A 20,153-nucleotide genomic window follows, 5' to 3' on the forward strand; every position below is an offset into this window, starting at 1 on the left:
ATTACGACCGTAATATGACGCGAGTAATATTTTGTGGCAATTGATTTTTATCGCCGGTCGTCAGATAGGGGTGTTGAAAGAAAAGCTGATCATTTGTTTAAGAAATGTAAGCGCTGTAGGAAGCGTCTTGCATTTGCGTAGGAAGGCTCTGACTATCACCTATATTGATGGGGTGGCATTAAGCCAGTTGATTGCAAGGATGTTGAGTGCCGTATTCGCTTCGCGCTGTTTCTCGTAGTCGTTCCCTGCCGCGCCCGCTGTTGTCGGCCTTGTTGTTGAGTGTGTGTGCGCCCAGCGTTCTCGCCGCCGAAGCTCCAGCCCCTGGCCAGGAAGTGCTGCGCCAGCAACAACTGCAACAGCGCGATCTGCAACAGCTGCAACTCGAACAGCGCAAGCGGCAACTGGAGCGCGGCGCGTTCGGCCCGACACCTGCCACTCCGGCCATTCCTGAATCGATCCAACCCGACGAACGCTGCTGGCCCTTGAGCGGCACGCGCATCGGCGGTGTCACGCTGATCGATAAGGACAAACTCAATGCCCGGATCAAACCGCTGCTGGCGCCGTGCATGGGCGTCGGCCAGATCAACCATTTGCTGGCGACCATCACCGCGCTGTACGTGGAGAAGGGCTACATCGCCAGTCGGCCTTACCTGAGCAGCGCGCCGGCGGCCGGGCAGTCGCTGGATATCCTGATCGATGAAGGCTACATCGAGTCCATCGAACTGGCGGATCAAAGCCTGCCGGTGTCACTCGGCGGGGCGTTTCCCGGTATGCTCGGCAAGCCGCTGAACCTGCGGGATCTGGAGCAGGGTCTGGATCAGTTGAACCGCCTGCGCTCGCTCGATCTGACCGCCGACATCGCCCCCGGCAGCCAGCCCGGAGCGTCGAAAATCATCTTGCGTTCGCGTACTTCCGGGCAGTCACGCTGGGCTCTTGGTGCCGGTTTCGACAACCTAGGCAGCGCCAGCACCGGTCGTGATCGCGACACGCTGAGCGTGACCCTCGACAGTCCGCTCGAACTCAACGATCTGTTGAGCCTCAGCGCCAGCGACACCCTCAATCAGGGCGACCGCTACAGCCGCAACGCCAGCCTCTACTACGCGATTCCCTACGGCTACTGGACGTTCAGCACCTTCGCCAGCCACGCCGAATACCGCGCGCCGTTCAAGCTCAGCACGCTGACCTTTCACAGCACCGGCATCACCGATCAGCTCAGCCTGCGCGCCGACCGGGTGTTGTGGCGCGACCAGAGCCATCAGCTCAGCGCCAACCTGCAACTGGCGCACAAGGATGTCGACAGCTATCTGGAAAACGTCCGCCTCGGCATTCAGAGCCCGACCCTGACCGTGGCAGAGGCCGGGCTCAATCTGTTCTGGCTCGACCGCGCGGTATGGAATCTCGACGTCAATTACGCCCAGGGTTTGCGTTGGTTCGGTGCCGACGACGATGCCGATCGCCAGGTCAAAAACCTGCCCAAGGCACAGTTTCGCAAGTACCGCGCCGGCCTCAGCCAATGGCGCAACGGCCAGCTCGGCGCGCAAGCCTGGCAATGGCAGAGCCAGCTCAATTTGCAGTACAGCCCGGATCCGTTGCCGGCGATCGAGCAACTGCTCGGTACCGACGATTCCGCCGTGCGCGGTTACCGTGTCAGCAGTGCATCCGGCGCCAGCGGCGCGATCTGGCGCAACACCCTGCGCCTGCCACTGCGCACTGATTTTCCCGTGCAGCTCACCCCGCGCGTCGGCCTCGACCACGGCTGGATCAAGGCCGATCACGGTGCCCCGGTTCAACGCCTGAGCGGCGCCAGCATCGGCCTCAATCTGGGCTGGAAAAACCTGCAAGTGGATGTCGATTACCAACGCAGCCTCAACACCCCGACCGGCCTGCACCGCGAGCCTGAAACCTGGCTGATGCGGGTCGGATTACAGATATGAACGTCAGTGAACAACAGCCATCGGACCTGAGCGCGACAGCCGTGGTCTTCAACTCAACGCGCAACGTGATGCCGCACTACATGGAGAGTTTTTTATGCCAATGAATACCTTTGCGTTTCATCTTTCCCCACGGGGCAAACTGCGCTGGGCCATCGCCAGCCTGTTCCTGGTCGCTCACCTGCCGGGCGCCATGGCCGGCGGTGTGGTGGTCGCGCCCGGCCCCGGCGGCACCGCGCAACTGCAGACCCAGGGCGGCGTCCCGATCGTCAACATCGTCGCGCCGAACGGCTCGGGCCTGTCGCATAACCAGTTCCTCGATTACAACGTCGACCGTCAGGGCCTGGTCCTGAACAACGCCCTTCAGGCCGGGCAATCGCAGCTCGCCGGGCAACTGGCGGCCAACCCGCAATTGCAGGGTCAGGCCGCGAGCGTGATCCTCAACGAAGTGATCAGCCGCAACCCGTCGGCCATCAACGGCGCTCAGGAAATCTTTGGTCGAGCCGCCGACTACGTACTCGCCAACCCGAACGGCATTTCGGTGAATGGCGGCAGTTTCATCAATACGCCGAACGCCAATCTGGTGGTTGGCCGTCCCGAGCTGAACGACGGCAAGCTGCAAGCGCTGAGCACCCGCGACGCCACCGGCCAGTTGCAGATCCAGAGCGGCGGCCTGCGCAACGGCGAAGGCTCGATCAACCTGATCGCCCCGCGTATCGACAGCCAGGGCGCGATCAGCGCTCGCGATCAACTGAACCTCACCGTCGGGCGCAATCAGATCGACTACGCCAGCGGCCAGGTGAAAGCTGTGGACCCGGCAGGCAACACCACCGATCAACGGATCGACGCCAGCCTGTTCGGCGCGATGCAGGCCGGGCGCATCAATATCGTCAGCACCGCCGAAGGCGCGGGCGTCAAGGTCGGCGCTGTGCAAGTCGCCGGGCGTGACGGTGTGCAGATTCGTTCGGCGGGCGACCTGAGCGTTAGCGGTCAGGCGATCCCGGACAGCCTCGACGTGACCCGCGCCGGCATCCGCAGCAGTCAGGGCGACGTCGGCCTACACAGCGGCAAGGACCTGACGCTGGCCGCCACCGATGTCAGCGGTCGTGACGTTAAGGTCGATGCCAAACGCAATCTGACCCTGACCACCGTCGAAAGCCGCAAGCTCCAGGAACAGCGCGAGAACTGGAACAACAGCACCATCGGCATCACCTGGGAAACCTACGAGCGCACCAAGACCGACAGCGATTCGCGCCAGCACGGCAGCCAGATCGTCGCCAGCCGCGACGCGCAATTGTCGTCCGGCAAAGACACCGAACTGAAAGCCGCCAAGGTCGACGCGAAGAACAACCTCAGCGTGCAAAGCGGCGGCGATCTGCGCCTGAGCGCCGCCACTGAAAGCCATGTGCAAACCGATCAGGGCAAGCACCGCAAACACCTGTGGAAAGCCGATTGGGACAGCAGCAGCGAAGAGCAGCGCAGCATCACCAGCCAGTTGAAAGGCGGCAACATCGCTCTGCAAACCGCCGCACTGTTGCGCTCCGAAGGCGCTGAATTGAACAGCGCCGGCGATCTGCAACTGGCCGGCAAACAGGTGGAAATCACCACCGCGACCCGCACCAATCGCAGCAGCGACAACCGATATTCCGGTGATCTGGTCGGTGGCGGTTTCTTCGGCAAGACCGGCGACGCCGACAAGGGCCAGACCCAGCATCAGGGCAGCAAGATCAACGCGGCCGGCAAACTGGTGGTCAAGGCTGACGACGTGCGCATCAGCGGCAGTCAGGTGCGTGGCGCCAAGGACGCCAGCGTGATCAGCGACAACGGTTCGCTGACCATCGACGGCGTGCAGGACACCTCGCACAGCAACAACCACGACAAGGACAGCAAGTTCTTCGGCATCACCAAGGACGAGTCCCGGCAGAACAGCAAGGACAGCACCACGGTGCGCAGCGAGCTGGCTTCCGACAGCAACCTCAAGCTCAAGAGCGCCAAGGACATCGAAGTCGCCGGTTCCACAGTCAAGGCCGGCGGTTCGCTGACGGCGGATGCGGCCGGTGACGTGAATGTGCATTCGACGCAAAACACCCACGACAGCAGCAACAGCACACAGACCCGTGGCTTCGACGCCTACGCCAAGGAGCAGACGGCGGAGCAGTATCGCGCCGGCGTGCATTACGAAGACAAGGCGCAAACCTTCACTGCCAATGATGTCACCCAGCAAGGTTCCAGCCTCAGCGGCGGCAGCGTGCAAGTGAAGGCGGGCGGCGACGTGACGATCAAGGGCGCCGAGGTGAAATCCACCGCCGGCGACACGACCCTGGGCGGCAAGAACGTCTCGTTGCTGGCCGAGCAGGATAGCCACAGCACCTCGACCGAAACCCGTAGCACCGGTGGCGGTTTCTACTACACCGGCGGCCTCGACCGTGCGGGCAGCGGTGTGGATTTCTCGCACAGCACCTCGCAAGACACCACTGTTAAAACCACCGCGCAAACCACTGGCGTGCAGAGCAGCGGCAGCCTGAACATCAACGCTGACAAACTCGCCACCGAGGGCGCGCAACTCAAGGCCGGCAACGGTCTGAATGTCGCCGCCAACGAAGTCGACAACCGTGCCGCCAGCCACACCGAAAGCAGCACCCATAAGGAGAGCAACTGGTCGGCGGACATCGGCGCCAACGTCGAGTACAAAGACATCGCCCGGCCGATTGCCGGCGCGGTGAAAGACGTGCTCGACGGCAAGGTGCCGGACAAGGACGCATTGGCCAATCTCGGTCAGCCGAACGTCGGTATCGACGTGGCAATCGGTCATGCCAGCGCCGATAAAACCGAGCAGGGCAGCAACGCCGTGGTCAGCCGTTTCGACGGCCAGACAGTGGAGGTGAAGGTCGGCGGCACGCTGCACGACCAGGGCACCCAGTACAACGCCAGCGCCGGCAAAGTGAACATCAGCACCGACAAACTGGTGGCCGACGCGGCCAGCAACACCCGCAGCAGCACCGAGAATTCGGTGGATGCCAAGGTCGATGTGCGCGTCTACACCAAGACCGGTGAAGACGTGAACGTGGCCGGCAGCGGCGCGGGTGGCAGCAGCCAGTCGAGCAAAGACAGTTCCATGGCAGTGGTCGGTGGTTACGCTGGCAATCAGGGCGTGAACATCAATGTCGGCGGCGATGCACAGTTCGAAGGCAGCCGTTTCGATGGCGGGCAGGGCGGTGTCAGCGTCAAGACCGGCGGTGACCTGGCGCTGAACCAGGCCAATGACCATCAGAGCAGCGACAGCTCCAGCCTGCGTGGCAACGGTTCATTGACCGTCGGCACCTTGCCGGGCACCGATGGCACCAACGTCGATCTCGGCGCTGGCTTCCAGCTCGATCACAAAGGCAACCAGACTACTGACAGCCAGGCGCACGTTGCCAGCCTCAACGGCAACGGCCCGGTGCAACTGAGCAGCGGCGGCAATCAGGTGCAGCAGGGCACGAAGATCGACAGCGTTGGCGCTATCGACCTGAAGGCCGATGGCAAGCTCGACCTGCAAGCGGCGACCGATTCGCACGTCGCCACCGGCAGCAATCTCGGCGGCGGCCTGAAGGCGGGTGGCAGCAAAACCAGCAGCGAGAAGAGCCGCGATCAGGGCGGCAACCTCAGCGGCAACTTCAACATCGGTCGGGTCAACGAGAACACGCAGACCCTCAGCGGTGGCGAGCTCAACAGCCAGAACGGCATCGCGTTGAGCGGCGATTCGGTGCACCTGCAAGGCACTCAGGTCACTGCTCCAAACGTCGGCATCGACGCGCAGAAGGGCGGCTTCGTTCAGGAGTCCGCGCAGTCCACCGACAACCGCAACAGCTTGAGCCTTGCATTGAACGCCGGTGGTAATCTGAGCAAAAGCACACCGACCGCCGCCGATGAAAAAGTCAGCAGCGATCACGGCTTCAATGCCGGGGCCAAGGTTGGCGTGGACTACCTGCAAGGCACCACCCAGCAGAACAGCCAGATCAAGGCTGACACGGTGGTGTTGAACAGCGGCGGTGATGCGAGCCTGAGCGGTGCGCGGATCGATGCGCGCAATGTCAGCGGCAAGGTGGCGGGTGATCTGTCGGTTGAGAGCCGTCAGGACTCCAGCATTCATGCCAAGGTCGATGTGGATCTGGGCCTGACCGCCAAGAAGACCCCGGCCGACGACAAGGGCAAACTGGCTGGCACCGACTACAAACCAACGCTGAAAGTCGCGGGTGAATACTCGCACAAGGACAGCGTGAAACAGGCGTCCGGTATCAGTGCTGGTCAGGGTGTGAATCTCACGGTCGGCGGCGTTACTCAGCTGACCGGTGCGCGGATTTCTACCGCCGAAGGCAAGGTCGATCTGGGCGGCTCGAAGGCCAGCAGCAGCGACCTGAGCAACCTCGACTACGGCGTAAAAGCCGGTCTGGACCTGCCACACAAAACCGAAGAAAACGCACCGAAGGTGTCCCTTGAAAACGGCAACCTGAAAGTCGGCCCGGTGACCCTGAGCGGTCATCTGGACAGTCAGTCCCTGCAAGCAGGGATCGACGAAAAAGGTTGATTGACCGTCAGTGAAACCGGCGGGGGCGAGCGTGCTCGCTCCCGCTTCTGATGGACACCCCGCTCAAAACGGCAGCCACTGTCGTTTCCCGTCAAGTCGATGAAAGCATGCGCTCTACACTCGGGTGAAACCGGGAGGCCGCGCCATGCACGACAACGTCGAACACCTGAGAATCCAGCTGGCCTGCGCCTTGCGCTGGGCCGCGCGTTTGAACCTGCACGAATCCATCGCCAACCATTTCAGCGTGGCCACTTCGCAGGACGGTCGCGAATTTCTGATCAACCCTTACGGCAAACATTTCTCACGAATCTGTGCCAGTGATTTGCTGTTGCTCAATGCCGACGATCCGGCCAGTCTCGACCGCCCGGACGCCCCGGACATCACCGCGTGGGCCTTGCACAGCGCCTTGCACCGTAACCAGCCCCAGGCCCGTTGCATCCTGCATACCCACAGCAAATACGCGACGACGCTGGCCTGCCTGAAAGACTCGAGGCTGCCACCGATCGAGCAAAACAGCATGCGGTTTTTCGAGCGGGTGGCGATTGATGACGGCTTCGATGGCATGGGGCTGGGTGAAGAAGCAGAGCGGGTGAGCAGGCTGCTCGGTGACAAGCCGATCCTGCTGATGGGCAATCACGGCTTGCTGGTCGCAGCACCGAGCGTGGCTCAGGCGTTTGATGATCTGTATTACTTCGAGCGGGCTTGCGAGGTGTACATCACCGCACTGGCGACCGGGCGCGAATTGCGTGTGGTCAGCGATGTAGTGGCGCGCAAGACTTGTCGCCAATGGATGGAGTATCCGGGGTTTGCGGATAAGCATTTTGCGGCGCTGATGCACATCCTCGACGAAGAGAAGCAGCAGTATAGGCAATGACCTGAAATCCGCTCTCTGGCACACATAACTGTGGGAGCGAGCCTGCTCGCGATGGCGGAGTGTCATTCAGCACGGGTGTCGACTGATCCCGCGCTATCGCGAGCAGGCTCGCTCCCACTGGCATGTGTGTCAGGTTTGATGCTTGCCCAGCGGCTGGCGCATCACCGGCGCGCTCCACGCCTGACGTCGATCCTCGCTCGGTGGGCAGCCGAACCGTGCGCGGTAAGTGCGCGAGAAATGCTCCAGCGAGCCAAACCCGGAACACGCCGCCACCTGGGCCACGCTCATCTGCGTCTGTTGCAGCAGGTTGTGTGCCCGGGCCAGGCGCAGGGTGATGTAATACTTCAGCGGCGAGAGCCCGGTCTGATGTTTGAACTGGCGCTCCAGTTGCCGTCGCGACAGGCCGACCTCGCTGGCAATCGCCTCGCAATCCAGCGGTTCTTCCAGAGCCTTTTCCATCAACTGCACGGCGCGGCGGATCTTGTTGCCGTACATCCCGCTGTTGCCCAGGCCGCCGTCGAGCTGATTGTCCGCGGGCGCGCGCATCTGGCCCATCAACAGGTGCAGGCCGATTTCCCGGGCCAGATCCGCATCGATGCGCTGGCCGATCCAGCCCAGCAGCATGTCGAGAATGGTGGTCGCGCCGGCGCAGGTCAGGCGCTGGCGTTCGAGGGTGTAGAGCTGCGGTCGCGCGCGGACCTTGGGGTAACTCTCCTGAAAACCCTGCAGGTTGTCCCAATGCACCGCCGCCTCGTAGCCGTCGAGCACACCGGCGGCGGCCAGCAGTTCGGTGCCGGTTTCCACGCCGATCAATACCGCGCCGAACAGCGCCTGCTTGCGCAACCAGCTCTTGAGCGCCGGGTTGCGGCTGTGTTGATGCACCTCGAAACTGGCCAGCACCACGCAGGCGTCGAAGGCCTGCTCGTTGTTCAAACCGTCCTCGGCGATGCTCGCCAGACCGTTGCTCGCGGTCACCGGCCCCGGCTGCAACGACAGCAACGTCCACTCGAACAGCGTGCGCTGGCTCAGCCAGTTGGCGATGGCCAGCGGTTCCAGTACCGCCGCCAGACCGAAATTGGAAAACGCCGGCAACAACAGCACCGCCACTCGCAGCGGTGCATCATTGCGCGGTACAGCTTCAGCGGATCGGGTCATCGCCATCTCTGCTTCATCGTTGTTCGGTCTGCCAGTGCGGATGGGTCCACACCGGTACATCGAGGGCTGGCAACGGCGCGAGGTTGCGGACCAGGTCGCTGGCCTTTTCCGCGATCATCACAGTCGGTGCGTTGGTGTTGCCGCTGACGATCACCGGCATGATCGACGCATCCACCACCCGCAAGCCGTCGAGGCCGTGCACCCGCAATTGCGGATCGACCACCGCTTCAGGGTCGCCCGCCGGGCCCATCTTGCAGGTGCCGCTGGCATGGTAGCCGGTTTCCGTGACCTGCCGCGCCCAGGCGTCGAGTTCGGCGTCGGTCTGCACCGAGCGGCCCGGCACCAGCTCTTCGCCCTTGAATGGCGCCATTGCCGGTTGCTCGATGACTTCCCGCACCAGCCGTGCGCCGGCGCGCATGTCGGCACGGTCCTGCGCGGTCTTCAGGTAGTTGAACAGAATCCTCGGCGGCCGCCGGGGTTCGGCGCTGTGCAGGGTCACGCTTCCCAGGCTGGTGGGGCGCATCAGATCGATGTGGATCTGGAACGCGTGGGTCGGCACCAGCTCGACGCTGCCCGGTTGCACCGCCAGCGGCATGAAGGTCAGTTGCAGGTCCGGATGTTCGACGCCGGCCCGGGAGCGCAGGAACGCGCCGGCCTCGAAATGATTGCTCGCCGCGAGGCCATCGTGACGGACGAACCAGCGCGCGCCGATCCACCATTTGCCCGGCGCGGAGGTCCAGCGATACAGCGACACCGGTTGCTTGCAGCGAAACTGCACCACGGCGTCCGGGTGATCGTTGAGGCGTTTGCCGACGCCGGGCAGGTCGTGCACGACGCCGATCCCGAGATCGCGCAGTTCTGCCGCCGGGCCCACGCCCGAGAGCAACAGCAACTGCGGCGAGTTGATCGCCCCGGCAGTCAGCAACACTTCCCGACGGGCGCGAACGGTGTTCGTTTCGCCGTTCCGTTCATAGTCGATCCCGACCGCTCGCCGACCCTCGAACAGAATGCGCAACACCAGTGCATCGGTCACCACGCGCACGTTGCCCCGAGCCAGCGCTTCGCTGAGATAGCCGCGCGAAGTGCTCCAGCGCCGACCGTTGCGCGTGGTGCGATCCACCGGGCCGAAGGCTTCCTGCCGATAGCCGTTCAAGTCCTCGCTGACGCCATAACCGGCCTCGGCCCCGGCCGCGATGAACGCCGCGCACAACGGTGTTTCGACATCGCCGGGAGTGACGTGCAAATGGCCGTCGCCGCCGCGATAGTCATCGCCACCGTCGGCGTGAGCCTGCGCTCGCTTGAAGTACGGCAGCACTTCGCGATAGCTCCAGCCGGTGCAGCCCTGTTCGGCCCAGCCATCGTAATCCCGGGCATGGCCACGGATGTAGACCATGCCGTTGATCGACGACGAACCGCCGAGGGTTCGGCCTCTCGGCGTGCCGATTCGGCGGCCGTCGAGATACGGCTCGGGCTCAGACTGATAGCTCCAGTTGTAGCGCGACCCGCCCACCACAAGGCCCACGGCGGACGGCATGTCGATCGTCCAGCTCTTGTCCTCGGGCCCGGCCTCCAGCAGCAGGATGCGCACGTTCGGGTCTTCGCTCAGGCGATTGGCCAACACGCAACCGGCCGAGCCGGCGCCCACGATCAGGTAATCAAACCCGGTTTCGTCCATGGTTTGCTCCGTTCTTACGAATGACGAGGGAAGGGCGGATCAGTCCAAGCAATGGCCGTGAATACCGTTGAACACCAGGCGATGAAAGTGATGCACCAGATGCTCGCTTTCATTGCTGCGCTGGGCATCGATCATGTAGCGGCCCTGGTCGTAACCGAGCGAGCGCAGGCCTTTTTGCACCGAGATGTTCAGGGCGATGTCCTCGGGGCCGAGGTCTTCGTTCATCCACTTCATGCACGCCGTGCTGACGGCGGCGGTTTCGGGGTTGCTGGAGTAGTAACCGAAGCGCAGCAGCGAGCGCTCGGCATCCAGCGGAATCATGATGAACGAGCCGAGAAATTCGGAGAACGGGAAGGTGTAGAAGGTGTTGTTCGGCCACATGCCGATGTTGAAAAAGCATTCCTGCGGGTTCAGTTCGCTCTTCAGCGGCACGCCGTAGGCCTCGGTCGCCGACAGATTGGCGGGTGCGGCGTAGGTCCACCAGTTGTCGCGTTTGATCAACTGGTAACCCTTGAAGTCGATCAGCCGCGCGAGGTCAATGTGGCACGGGCCCGACAGTTTGAAGTGATAGCCCTCGATGGAATTATCCATGATCACTTTCCAGTTGGCCGGCACTATCACGTCCTGTTCCTCGATCAGGCGCATGTCGGTCAGATCCGGAAACACCCGGCGCATTTCCTCGTCGGCGCCGGGGAACAGATCCCGCAGCGACGGCGCATTCGGGTCTAGGTTGAAGTAAATGAAACCGCCGAGTTCTTCGGTGCGCACCTGGGGAATGTTGAACTGCGCCAGCTCGAAATTTTTCATTCGCTCGCAACGCGGCGCACCGCGCAGGCTGCCGTCCATCTCGTAGCACCACGAGTGATAGGCGCAGCGCACCACGCCGCCGGTGGTGCCACGGCGTTCTTCGAGCAAGCGATTGCCGCGATGCTGACAGACGTTGTGAAATCCATGAATCTGCCCCTGCCGGTTCTTCGCCACCACCACGCTCTGGTCGAACAGATCGGTGACCATGAACTGCCCCGGTTCGGCGAACTCGCTGACGTGCCCGGCGACATGCCAGGCCTTCATGAAAATGTTGTCGCGCTCGGTACGAAACAAGCTGTCGTCGTAGAAATAACGCGAGGGCAGGGTGAAGGCCTGCTCCGGATCCTGCTGATCCCAGGCGTCGACTGGACTGTGCTGCTTGCGGGTCTGGAAACTGTGCATGAGGCGATCTCCACGGCGTGTTGTTGTGGGATCTAATCTAGGGTGCGAGGCGAGGTTGGAGTTGATGGATTGCGACCAGTTGATGGGCGGAATGATCAATCGCAGGCTGTGCCGGAGAAGTCTTGACAGCCCTGCGATAATGAAGCTTCACCGCGATCATGATGCAGAGGAAGATTTTCCATGGACAATCAAGCACTCAAGGCCTTGTTCGACCAGCAATCCGCTGTCTATGACAAACAGTGGAGCGGCATGGCGCCCCTTCGTGATGCCCTGTATTTGCTGCTGGATTCAGTGTTCGCGGGCCTGCCGGAGAATGCCCGGATTCTCTGCGTCGGCGTGGGCACCGGGGTGGAAATGGCCCATCTGGCGCAGCAGTTTCCTGGCTGGCAATTCACCGCAGTCGACCCTTCGGGCGCCATGCTCGACGTGTGCCGCCAAAGAGCGACGGAGGGTGGTTTCATTGACCGTTGCCATTTTCACGAAGGCTACCTCGATACGCTGACGGATGAATCCGGTTACGACGGCGCGACCTGTTTTCTTGTGTCGCAGTTTTTGCTCGATCCTCAGGTTCGTATCGACTTTTTCCGTGAGATTGCCCTTCGTCTTGTACCCGGCGGGGTTCTGGCGAATGCTGATCTGGCCTCTGATACCGCATCACCGGCCTATGAAGCATTGCTGTGTCACTGGATGACGCTGATGGCGTCGGCTCAGGTGCCGGCGGAAATGCTTGAGCGGGCGCGTTTGGCCTATGCTCGGGATGTGGCGATTCTGCCGGCGCCGCAAGTTGCCGGTCTGATCGAGTCGGCCGGGTTCGAGACGCCGGTCCAGTTCTTTCAGGCGGGTTTGATGCATGGTTGGTTCTGCTCGCGCAGGGCAGAGATTGCCGCGGGTTAGAACGCTGGAGGTGTCTACGAACCCCGGGGCGATTCATGTTGCTGCAAGAGAAGATCAACACCCCCGTCACGTGAGTGGCGCAGTGTTCATTGGCGAGGGGCTGAAAGTCAGCTGAGTTTTAGCCAACACACGCTGGCAAAAAGCCCCAGGACTAGCCCCGCTGTCATCAATCCAGAATGCAGGATGTAGAACCGCCTCAAGGCCCACCGCAAAGGGCGTGACTCGGCCTTATTGAGCTCGTCTTTCAAGTACGCATTAGCTTGCTTGCGTCCTCCAAGCTCCAGCTCTACGGAATCAAGAACGTCCATTCGCTCACTGAGGTAATCAAACATCCTGTGTTCGCGAATATTCTTTTCCCATGCATCGACAATGGACAAACCCTTAACCAGCATCGGACGCGAAAAGCCCTCACGCTGTCCTGAATCCGTATAGTCAAAACACAAGCCGAACTGCTCGTAGAATCTGTTACGCCGTGCCTTATTGTCGCCACGCGCCTGCCCACGCAATAACTCTATGGAGTTAACTTCAGCCTCCGGCCATTGCTTCACCCACTGAACGATTTCGTTCATCAAGTAGGTGCCAACCCGTTGCCCTCTAAGCTCCGGCAAGTCAAGGAATACTGCGCCTTTAGCCATCGACGACGATGTCAGAGAAACCGCATTGAAAAGGTGTGAGTAACTACCACAGAATTGGCCACTCCCATGTGCGTAGGACGAACGTTTGGCCGTGATTGTTCGGTATGACAAACGTATTGAAGCCTCGCTGATCTCACCCTTGTCACCATTGCGTACATATGTCTCCTCGCGTTCAACCACAACCCAGCCCAGCGGGAGCTCCTCAACGCGCGCCTTATCTCGAATCTCGAGCACCACAATACGAGGCCTGATTTCCTGTTGGCCACGCCAAGTCCTGTCAAATGAAGGTAAAGCCATTAACCTGCCTGCCTCTGCCGATCCATGATTGGGAAAAACAAATCATCCACCGTTTTTGTAATGCGCCGCACAACCGTTTCCAATTCTTCACCAGCCCCGGCAGGACCACAAAAAAGTCTTAAAGAGAGCCCATCATAAACACTTAATAAAGACGCTGACCGCCATTCAGCCCCAACACAGCACTTCATCGCAGCCAACCAATATCAATCCGCCCAAAATTTCAGTCATCCCCTAAACCCAATTTTTTTGCCGCAGAAACAGCGCTCGGGTCTTTCCATGAGCCCCGGGTGTCGTGGGCTGCTGGAAAAATCCCGGATGACGGCTAGCGTCATGAAACGGATGCTCACTGCAAGGGACTGACGGAGTGCAATTTCATGGGCAAGAAGTTCGGCAGCAGTTGGTGGATCGATGAAGGGGTGTTGATGTCGGATGAGCGGGCGGAGGATCTTGCAGCGGCCGCCGAACATTTTCCGGATGATTACGACCCGATGATCTTTCTCACCGGCGATGCCCACCGGGAACCGCCGTTTCAGTGGGCGGCTCAGGGTGTATGGGCAGACTTCTTCGGTCCGCTGATCGAAGACAACAAGATCGTCTGCCATGTCGAGCAGTATCCAAGGGACGTCACGCGTCAGTCAGTGCCGCCGTTGTTCGCGCCGGTTTTCGACCGGGGCAAGGTTTTCGGCTGGGAGCACTCGGTTTTCCCGATCCTTGAAAACCTGATGAAGAATTACTACAACAAAGCGCATGACTTTCCCGCCAATGTCATGGTTGCATTCGTCCAAGGCATGCTGGACGACTGCAAAAAAGTCGCGGACATGGGATTTCTAAAGGCCGAGTACAAGGCCCTCACAGATTTTGCCAGGCCCTACGTGGGAGAGAGGACGGGGTTCGAGAAGTTTCAGGATCTGTTCAGTGCTCCTCCATCGCCAACGACGCGGCTGTCAGCCAAGGACGGTGGCAAGTTCAAGGAACTCTATTCGAACTACGTGAAGGCCGGCATGGGGTTGCGCACTGGCATTCATCCCTACATCGCGCCTTCGATCCAGCACCTCATCGACACTTACCGTGACCACATGCACTTGATTACTTGCGGTGATGCGCACCTGCTGGTCAATCCCCTGTATCAGTACCTGCACCCACCGGTGGGCTGCTTCGGGATTGTCGACCCGGATCAGGGAAAAGGTATCGGCAAGGTCAAAGGCAAATAGGGTGTTTGCATCCTCTTGTCGAGGGACCCAGGAATGATTTGCCGGGCTTAATAGGAAGCATTACTATTCACGCCCCTTTCCTCAGCACGCCGCAATGATCCCCATGCTGCCCCGCAGACCCGGCTTTCTCGAGCATTACGAAGAGTTGATTGGCACCTGGACCCGTCGCCTGCGCAATCGCTCGCAGGCCGAGGATCTGGCGCACGACACCTTTGTGCGGGTGCTCGAATCCGATTCGTCGGCGGTGCAGCAACCCCGGGCGTATTTGCACCAGACCGCGCGCAATATCGCGGTGGACGGCTATCGGCGTGAGGACCGGCGGGGCGCCATGGAGTCGGAGGCGATCGATCTCAGTGAGTCGCCGACCGGCGATCCGGAGCATTACATGCATGCGATCCAGCTGGCCGATTCCATCGAACGGGCGCTCACGGAGCTTCCGGTCAACTGCCGACGGATTTTCGTCTGGCAGAAGATCGAGGGCCTGACCCAGGCGGAAATCGCCGAACGCCTGGGCCTGTCCAAGAACATGGTGGAAAAGTATATGATCCGCACCCTGCGGCATCTGCGTGATCGCCTGGACGGGGCGCAATCATGAGCCGCGGCGTCTTTTCATCCCCAGCCAAACAGGACATTCCATGATGGATACTCGTGATTGCGCGTGCGGGCAAACAACGGTGCGCGATGACGCGGCACGCTGGTTTGTGCGTTTGCAGGAGCCGGCCGTCAGTGTCGACGAACAGCAGCGCTTCGACGCGTGGCTGAACGAACATCCCCAGCACCGCGACGAGTTCCAGTTGCTGCAAGGCTTGTGGACAGCGGCAGATCTGCTGCCGGCGCCACGGCTAAAGGCCCTGTGCGAAACCCCGCCGACGCGGCGTGAACGCCGTCCGCTGTTGCGTTATGCCGTGGCGGCCAGCGTGGTGGCGGTGGCGCTCGGGCTCGGTCTGTTCAGCGGACTGAATCACCCGCAAGGTTACAGCGCCGAATTCGCCACTGCGCTCGGCGAGCGCAAGCATGTGGCGCTGCCGGACGGTTCGATGATCGATCTCAACAGCCGCAGCCGTCTGCAGGTGCGTTTCGAGAAGGACCGGCGGCTCATCGAGCTGACTGAAGGCGAAGCGATGTTCAGCGTCGAGCACGACACTTCCCGCCCGTTCGTGGTCGAGGCCGGCAGCGGCAAGGTCACGGTCACCGGCACTCGTTTCGATGTGCGGCACGACGTGACCCAGACCCGGGTTGCGGTGGAGCAGGGCACGGTCAAGGTGCAGGGCCGTGATGCAGCCGATGCCGATTTCATCAGCCTCACCGCCGGCCTCGGCACGCGGATCGATGCCCAGGGCAAAGTGGCGCCGGCCTATGCGGTCAACCCGGCGGAGCTGACAGCCTGGCGCAGCGGCAAACTGGTGTTCAACAACGCCAGCCTCAGCGAAGTTGCCGAGGAAGTGTCGCGTTATCGCGACAAGCCGCTGAAGGTCACCAACCCCGCCGTGGCCAATTTGCGCCTGACCAGCGTGTTCAAATCCGACAACACCGATGCCTTGCTCAAGGCCTTGCCGAGCATCCTTCCGGTGGCCGTGCGCACTCTTGCCGACGGCAGCCAGGAAATAATTTCAAAATAAAATTCAGGTTTTTTTCGAGTTCGTCGTCTTCCTGTTCAACTGCAACTGGTTTGCATTAACAGCCGCACACTCTTGCGATCCACAGGACTCCGTTCGACGTGAAAAACTCCACCGCCAAAAACAAAAAATCCTCTTGGTTGCCGCTGGCGCTAGCACTGGCGGTGAACGCCGCCGTGCCGATGGCCTTCGCCGCCGAAGCCATTCACATCCGCGCACAGCCGCTGGGTCAGGCCCTGAGCGAACTCGGCCAGCAAACTTCGTTGCAGGTGTTTTTCAGTCCGGACCTGGTCGCCGGCAAACAGGCGCCGGCCGTGGATGGCAATCTTTCCCCGGAACAGGCCCTGCGCCAATTGCTGCAAGGCAGCGGTCTGGATTACCAGATCAATGAAGGTTCGGTGACCTTGTCCCCGGCCCCGACTTCCGCCGCCAACGGCCCGCTGGAGCTGGGCGTGACCGACATCAAAGTGGTCGGCGACTGGCTCGGCGACGCCAACGCCGCCGTGGTGCAGAACCACCCCGGCGCGCGCACCGTGATCCGCCGTGAAGCGATGGTCGAGCAGGGCGCGATGAACGTCGGCGACGTGCTGCGCCGCGTGCCGGGCGTGCAGGTGCAGGAAGCCAACGGCACTGGCGGCAGCGATATTTCGCTGAACGTCGGCGTGCGGGGTTTGACGTCGCGCCTGTCGCCACGCTCCACCGTTTTGATCGACGGCGTGCCGGCTGCATTCGCTCCGTACGGTCAGCCGCAACTGTCGATGGCACCGATTTCTTCCGGCAACCTCGACAGCATCGACGTGGTCCGTGGTGCCGGCTCCGTGCGTTACGGGCCGCAGAACGTCGGCGGCGTGATCAACTTCGTGACCCGCGCGATCCCGGAAAAAACCACCGGTGAAATCGGCACGACTCTGGAAACCTCGCAGCACGGTGGCTGGAAACACATCGACACCGCGTTCCTCGGCGGCACTGCCGACAACGGCATCGGCATGGCGCTGTTGTACTCGGGCGTGAACGGCAACGGTTACCGCGAGCGCAACAACGGCAACGACATCGACGACGTGATCCTCAAGACCCATTGGGCACCGACCGAGCAGGACGATTTCAGCCTCAACTTCCACTACTACGATGCCAGCGCCGACATGCCCGGCGGCCTGACGCAGAAGCAATACGACGACAAACCGTTCCAGTCCGACCGTGACTACGACGGTTTCAGCGGCCGCCGCAAGGACGTGTCGTTCAAGTGGATTCGGCAGATCGACGAGCGCACCCAGGCGGAAGTGCTGACCTACTATTCCGACAGTTTCCGTGGCAGCACCATTGCCGCCCGCGATCAGAAAACCCTCAGCTCGTTTCCGCGTTCCTACTACACGCTGGGCATCGAGCCGCGTGTTTCGCGTGTGTTCGACGTCGGCCCGACCACTCAGGAAGTCAGCGTCGGTTACCGTTATTTGAAAGAGGCGATGCACGAGCAGTCGAGCCGTCTGGCGCTGGTCAACAATGTGCCGGTGGTCACCAAAACCTCCGACGGTCACGTGTTCCAGGATCGCACCGGCGGCACCGAGGCCAACTCGGTCTACATCGACAACAAGATCGACGTCGGCAACTGGACCGTGACTCCGGGCATTCGCTTCGAGCACATCAGCACCGACTGGCATGATCGCGCCGTGCTCGACACCGCCGGCAAACGCGTGCCGGAGAAAAACCGCAGCATCGAGAGCAACGAGCCGCTGCCGGCTCTGAGCGTGATGTATCACCTGTCCGATGCGTGGAAGCTGTTTGCCAACTACGAGACGTCGTTCGGCAGCCTGCAATACTTCCAGCTCGGCCAGGGAGGTTCGGGTGACCAGACCGCCAATGGTCTGGAACCGGAAAAAGCCAAGACCTACGAAATCGGTACGCGCTACAACGATGACGTGTGGGGCGGGGAAGTGACGCTGTTCTACATCGACTTCGATGACGAATTGCAATACATCAGCAACGATGTGGGCTGGACCAACCTCGGCGCGACCAAGCACCAGGGTATCGAAGCTTCGGTGCACTACGACATGGCGGCGCTCGATCCGCGCCTCGACGGCCTGACCGCCAACGCCGGCTTCACTTACACCCGCGCGACCTATGAAGGCGAGATCCCGGGCTTCAAGGGTCGTGACCTGCCGTTCTACTCGCGTCAGGTGGCCACCGTCGGCCTGCGTTACGACATCAACCGCTGGACCTACAACATCGACGGTTTCGCCCAGTCCAAACAACGCTCGCCGGGCACCGGTGTAAATGCTGACGGCAGCTTCAATGGCAATTACATCACCGAAGGCACGGCGGACGGGCAGTACGGCGACATTCCGGGTTACGTGACCTGGAACGTGCGTGGCGGGTATGACTTTGGTGCGCAGTTGTCGAACCTGAAGCTTGGCGCAGGGGTGAAGAACATCTTCGACAAGCAGTACTTCACCCGCTCCAGTGACAACAACTCGGGGATCTACGTGGGCACGCCACGGACGTTCTTCGTGCAGGCCAGCGTCGGTTTCTGACTTTGTGATGCTGCTGAACCGGTCATGGACCGGTTCAGCACCGACAGCCCGTCAAGGCACCTTGAAAGTGACGGTTGTTCCCGAGTTGCCCACAACATCGGCACCCTTCAGGCACACCGTCTGCTGACCTTGGGTTACTGAAACATGGAACACTCCAGTTGATGCCGTTACGGGTTGGTAATCTTGTTCCGAGTCACAGTCGATGTTTTGTGCCAGCCCGTTTTTATAGCGGAATTGGTCAGGGGCGAGATCCGGTGTAGCCGGGAACACCCTGATGTCGAAATCATCACCGTTCACCCAATCGACCTTGTAACCGGGTGCAAGCGGTGACGGTGCCTCCAGCAACCATCGCCAGTAAACGCGGGGAGTCCGTCCTTCCCATTGCCGAGGTACATCCGTAGGGCTTTTTTGCCCGAGCAGGCAAAGGAAATACAGTCCTGCACCCTCTCTCAGTTCGCGACTCAAGTGGTTCTCCGCATCGGGGCGAGCGGATTGAGGTGAACTGTAGCCATCAAATGCCTGGCACTCATTCAAACTGCGGGTAAAGCGATATCGGTAGTAGGGGGCGTTCAAGGTGAAGGATTGGTGCCACTGCCAAGGGCGTATCTGACCATGTTCGTCACGTTCGACCTTTGCGTACCCGCTCGACACGGTCGATATCGGAAATGACCACGCCGCTCCCAGAGAACAGCCGCCGAGTCCGGGAGTGAACCGGCCTTGAGTGAAGCAACCGACCAAGCCTTCGGTGGTGGAGGCGTAGTTGGTGTCGGGGCGTTTTTCGACTTGCCCGGCCAACACCTCGCAAGGGGATCCTCTGGCGCAGCGACTCCGGTCACTACCCTGTGTGGTGGTTCCCAAAACGCCGACAATCGTGTTGCTGTAGCGTGAGAGCAGTGGCGAGCCAGAGAGCCCGCTCACTACATCCAGGCAGCGGTTACTCGATTGCCCGACCCAGCGCCATGGACCTTCGATAATGCTCGCGGAGTGATCCTGTGGGCAGGCCATTCTTTGTATGTAGCCGCCGACCGGAGCTCCGACTATCAGAATGTCATTGCCCGGCATCAGCGGCTGTTTGGCCAGAGGAAGTGGACGTATACCATCCATGATCAACTGTCCAAGTGTTGCTGACAGCTCGATAATGGAAAGATCCTGGCCACGCAGGGTGCTCCTGTTGATCCGCGATACCGGATAGGCCTTGCTCTGTGACCGGGTGTCATGAAAAAAATTGAATCTGACGACACCAGAGGCTGGTAGATCGTCGATGACTTCATTGTTGCCGACTTCAGGATGAGTACAGTGTCCCGACGTCAGGACATAGGCCGGTTGTGTCGACACGTCGTCGGTCCCGGTGTCAATCAGCGTCCCGGAGCAGGTCATGCCCCTTTCCACTTCGACACGTCCGATGGCTTGCCAGTGGTCGTATCGCCCATCGACATTGGACAGGCGTTCTGCAGGGGTGAAGTTGGGCGTATCTTCGCCCCAATCGTGGCGGTCAGAGGACGAGCAACCCTGGAGCCCGACGATCAGGGCAGCAACATATACGCGGGTAATAAGAGCTTTCATA

General features: G+C 61.0%; 13 protein-coding genes. 8 read left to right on the forward strand and 5 right to left on the reverse strand.

The features are described 5' to 3' along the window. Nucleotides 1-206 precede the first annotated feature (206 nt). The 3 genes from N8H71_RS24665 to N8H71_RS24675 all read left to right on the forward strand — a co-directional run bounded on the left by N8H71_RS24665 (nucleotide 207) and on the right by N8H71_RS24675 (nucleotide 7,372). Complete coding sequence (locus N8H71_RS24665) at nucleotides 207-1,934, forward strand: ShlB/FhaC/HecB family hemolysin secretion/activation protein (RefSeq protein WP_262196005.1); 1,728 nt, start codon at nucleotides 207-209, stop codon at nucleotides 1,932-1,934. Between the two features lie 94 nt (nucleotides 1,935-2,028). Further along, a complete protein-coding gene (locus N8H71_RS24670) occupies nucleotides 2,029-6,498 on the forward strand; it encodes a hemagglutinin repeat-containing protein (RefSeq protein ID WP_262196006.1) in 4,470 nt (1,489 codons plus the stop codon). Nucleotides 6,499-6,643: 145 nt separating this feature from the next. After that, complete coding sequence (locus tag N8H71_RS24675; RefSeq protein WP_262196007.1) at nucleotides 6,644-7,372, forward strand: class II aldolase and adducin N-terminal domain-containing protein; 729 nt, start codon at nucleotides 6,644-6,646, stop codon at nucleotides 7,370-7,372. Between the two features lie 129 nt (nucleotides 7,373-7,501). Here the strand turns inward: N8H71_RS24675 and N8H71_RS24680 are convergent, their stop codons facing one another. From N8H71_RS24680 to N8H71_RS24690, 3 genes are read right to left on the reverse strand one after another with little or no spacing between them, the layout of a single operon-like run. Continuing rightward, the gene (locus N8H71_RS24680) at nucleotides 7,502-8,527 is read right to left on the reverse strand and encodes a GlxA family transcriptional regulator (protein ID WP_262196008.1); all 1,026 of its coding nucleotides are present in this window, start codon (nucleotides 8,525-8,527) and stop codon (nucleotides 7,502-7,504) included. 13 nt (nucleotides 8,528-8,540) lie between these two features. Beyond that, nucleotides 8,541-10,202 carry a choline dehydrogenase gene (locus N8H71_RS24685; protein WP_262196009.1) on the reverse strand — a complete coding sequence of 554 codons (1,662 nt, stop codon included), beginning with the start codon at nucleotides 10,200-10,202 and terminating at the stop codon, nucleotides 8,541-8,543. A 39-nt stretch (nucleotides 10,203-10,241) separates the two neighbouring features. Then, a complete protein-coding gene (locus tag N8H71_RS24690; RefSeq protein WP_262196010.1) occupies nucleotides 10,242-11,411 on the reverse strand; it encodes an aromatic ring-hydroxylating oxygenase subunit alpha in 1,170 nt (389 codons plus the stop codon). A 180-nt stretch (nucleotides 11,412-11,591) separates the two neighbouring features. On the opposite strand from N8H71_RS24690, the gene N8H71_RS24695 reads away from it, so the two are divergent. Then, nucleotides 11,592-12,305 carry a class I SAM-dependent methyltransferase gene (locus N8H71_RS24695; RefSeq protein ID WP_262196011.1) on the forward strand — a complete coding sequence of 238 codons (714 nt, stop codon included), beginning with the start codon at nucleotides 11,592-11,594 and terminating at the stop codon, nucleotides 12,303-12,305. Nucleotides 12,306-12,412: 107 nt separating this feature from the next. On the opposite strand, the gene N8H71_RS24700 is transcribed toward N8H71_RS24695, so the two are convergent. Further along, nucleotides 12,413-13,237: a GNAT family N-acetyltransferase gene (locus N8H71_RS24700; protein ID WP_262196012.1), complete on the reverse strand. Its 825-nt coding sequence runs from the start codon at nucleotides 13,235-13,237 to the stop codon at nucleotides 12,413-12,415. Between the two features lie 374 nt (nucleotides 13,238-13,611). Here N8H71_RS24700 and N8H71_RS24705 point away from each other — a divergent pair, with 374 nt between their 5' ends. The 4 genes from N8H71_RS24705 to N8H71_RS24720 all read left to right on the forward strand — a co-directional run bounded on the left by N8H71_RS24705 (nucleotide 13,612) and on the right by N8H71_RS24720 (nucleotide 18,589). Further along, on the forward strand, nucleotides 13,612-14,448 hold the full coding sequence (locus N8H71_RS24705) for a hypothetical protein (protein ID WP_262196013.1): 837 nt from the start codon (nucleotides 13,612-13,614) through the stop codon (nucleotides 14,446-14,448). A gap of 94 nt (nucleotides 14,449-14,542) precedes the next feature. Next, nucleotides 14,543-15,043 (forward strand): sigma-70 family RNA polymerase sigma factor, encoded by a 501-nt coding sequence (locus N8H71_RS24710; protein WP_045121794.1) that lies wholly within the window; start codon nucleotides 14,543-14,545, stop codon nucleotides 15,041-15,043. Between the two features lie 40 nt (nucleotides 15,044-15,083). Continuing rightward, nucleotides 15,084-16,067 (forward strand): FecR family protein, encoded by a 984-nt coding sequence (locus N8H71_RS24715; protein ID WP_262196014.1) that lies wholly within the window; start codon nucleotides 15,084-15,086, stop codon nucleotides 16,065-16,067. A gap of 98 nt (nucleotides 16,068-16,165) precedes the next feature. Further along, nucleotides 16,166-18,589 (forward strand): TonB-dependent siderophore receptor, encoded by a 2,424-nt coding sequence (locus N8H71_RS24720; protein ID WP_262196015.1) that lies wholly within the window; start codon nucleotides 16,166-16,168, stop codon nucleotides 18,587-18,589. Between the two features lie 51 nt (nucleotides 18,590-18,640). On the opposite strand, the gene N8H71_RS24725 is transcribed toward N8H71_RS24720, so the two are convergent. Continuing rightward, the gene (locus tag N8H71_RS24725) at nucleotides 18,641-20,152 is read right to left on the reverse strand and encodes a trypsin-like serine peptidase (RefSeq protein ID WP_262196016.1); all 1,512 of its coding nucleotides are present in this window, start codon (nucleotides 20,150-20,152) and stop codon (nucleotides 18,641-18,643) included. Nucleotide 20,153: the final 1 nt, after the last annotated feature.

It is taken from the genome of Pseudomonas koreensis (genome assembly GCF_025447595.1).
Classification (GTDB): domain Bacteria; phylum Pseudomonadota; class Gammaproteobacteria; order Pseudomonadales; family Pseudomonadaceae; genus Aquipseudomonas; species Aquipseudomonas koreensis_H.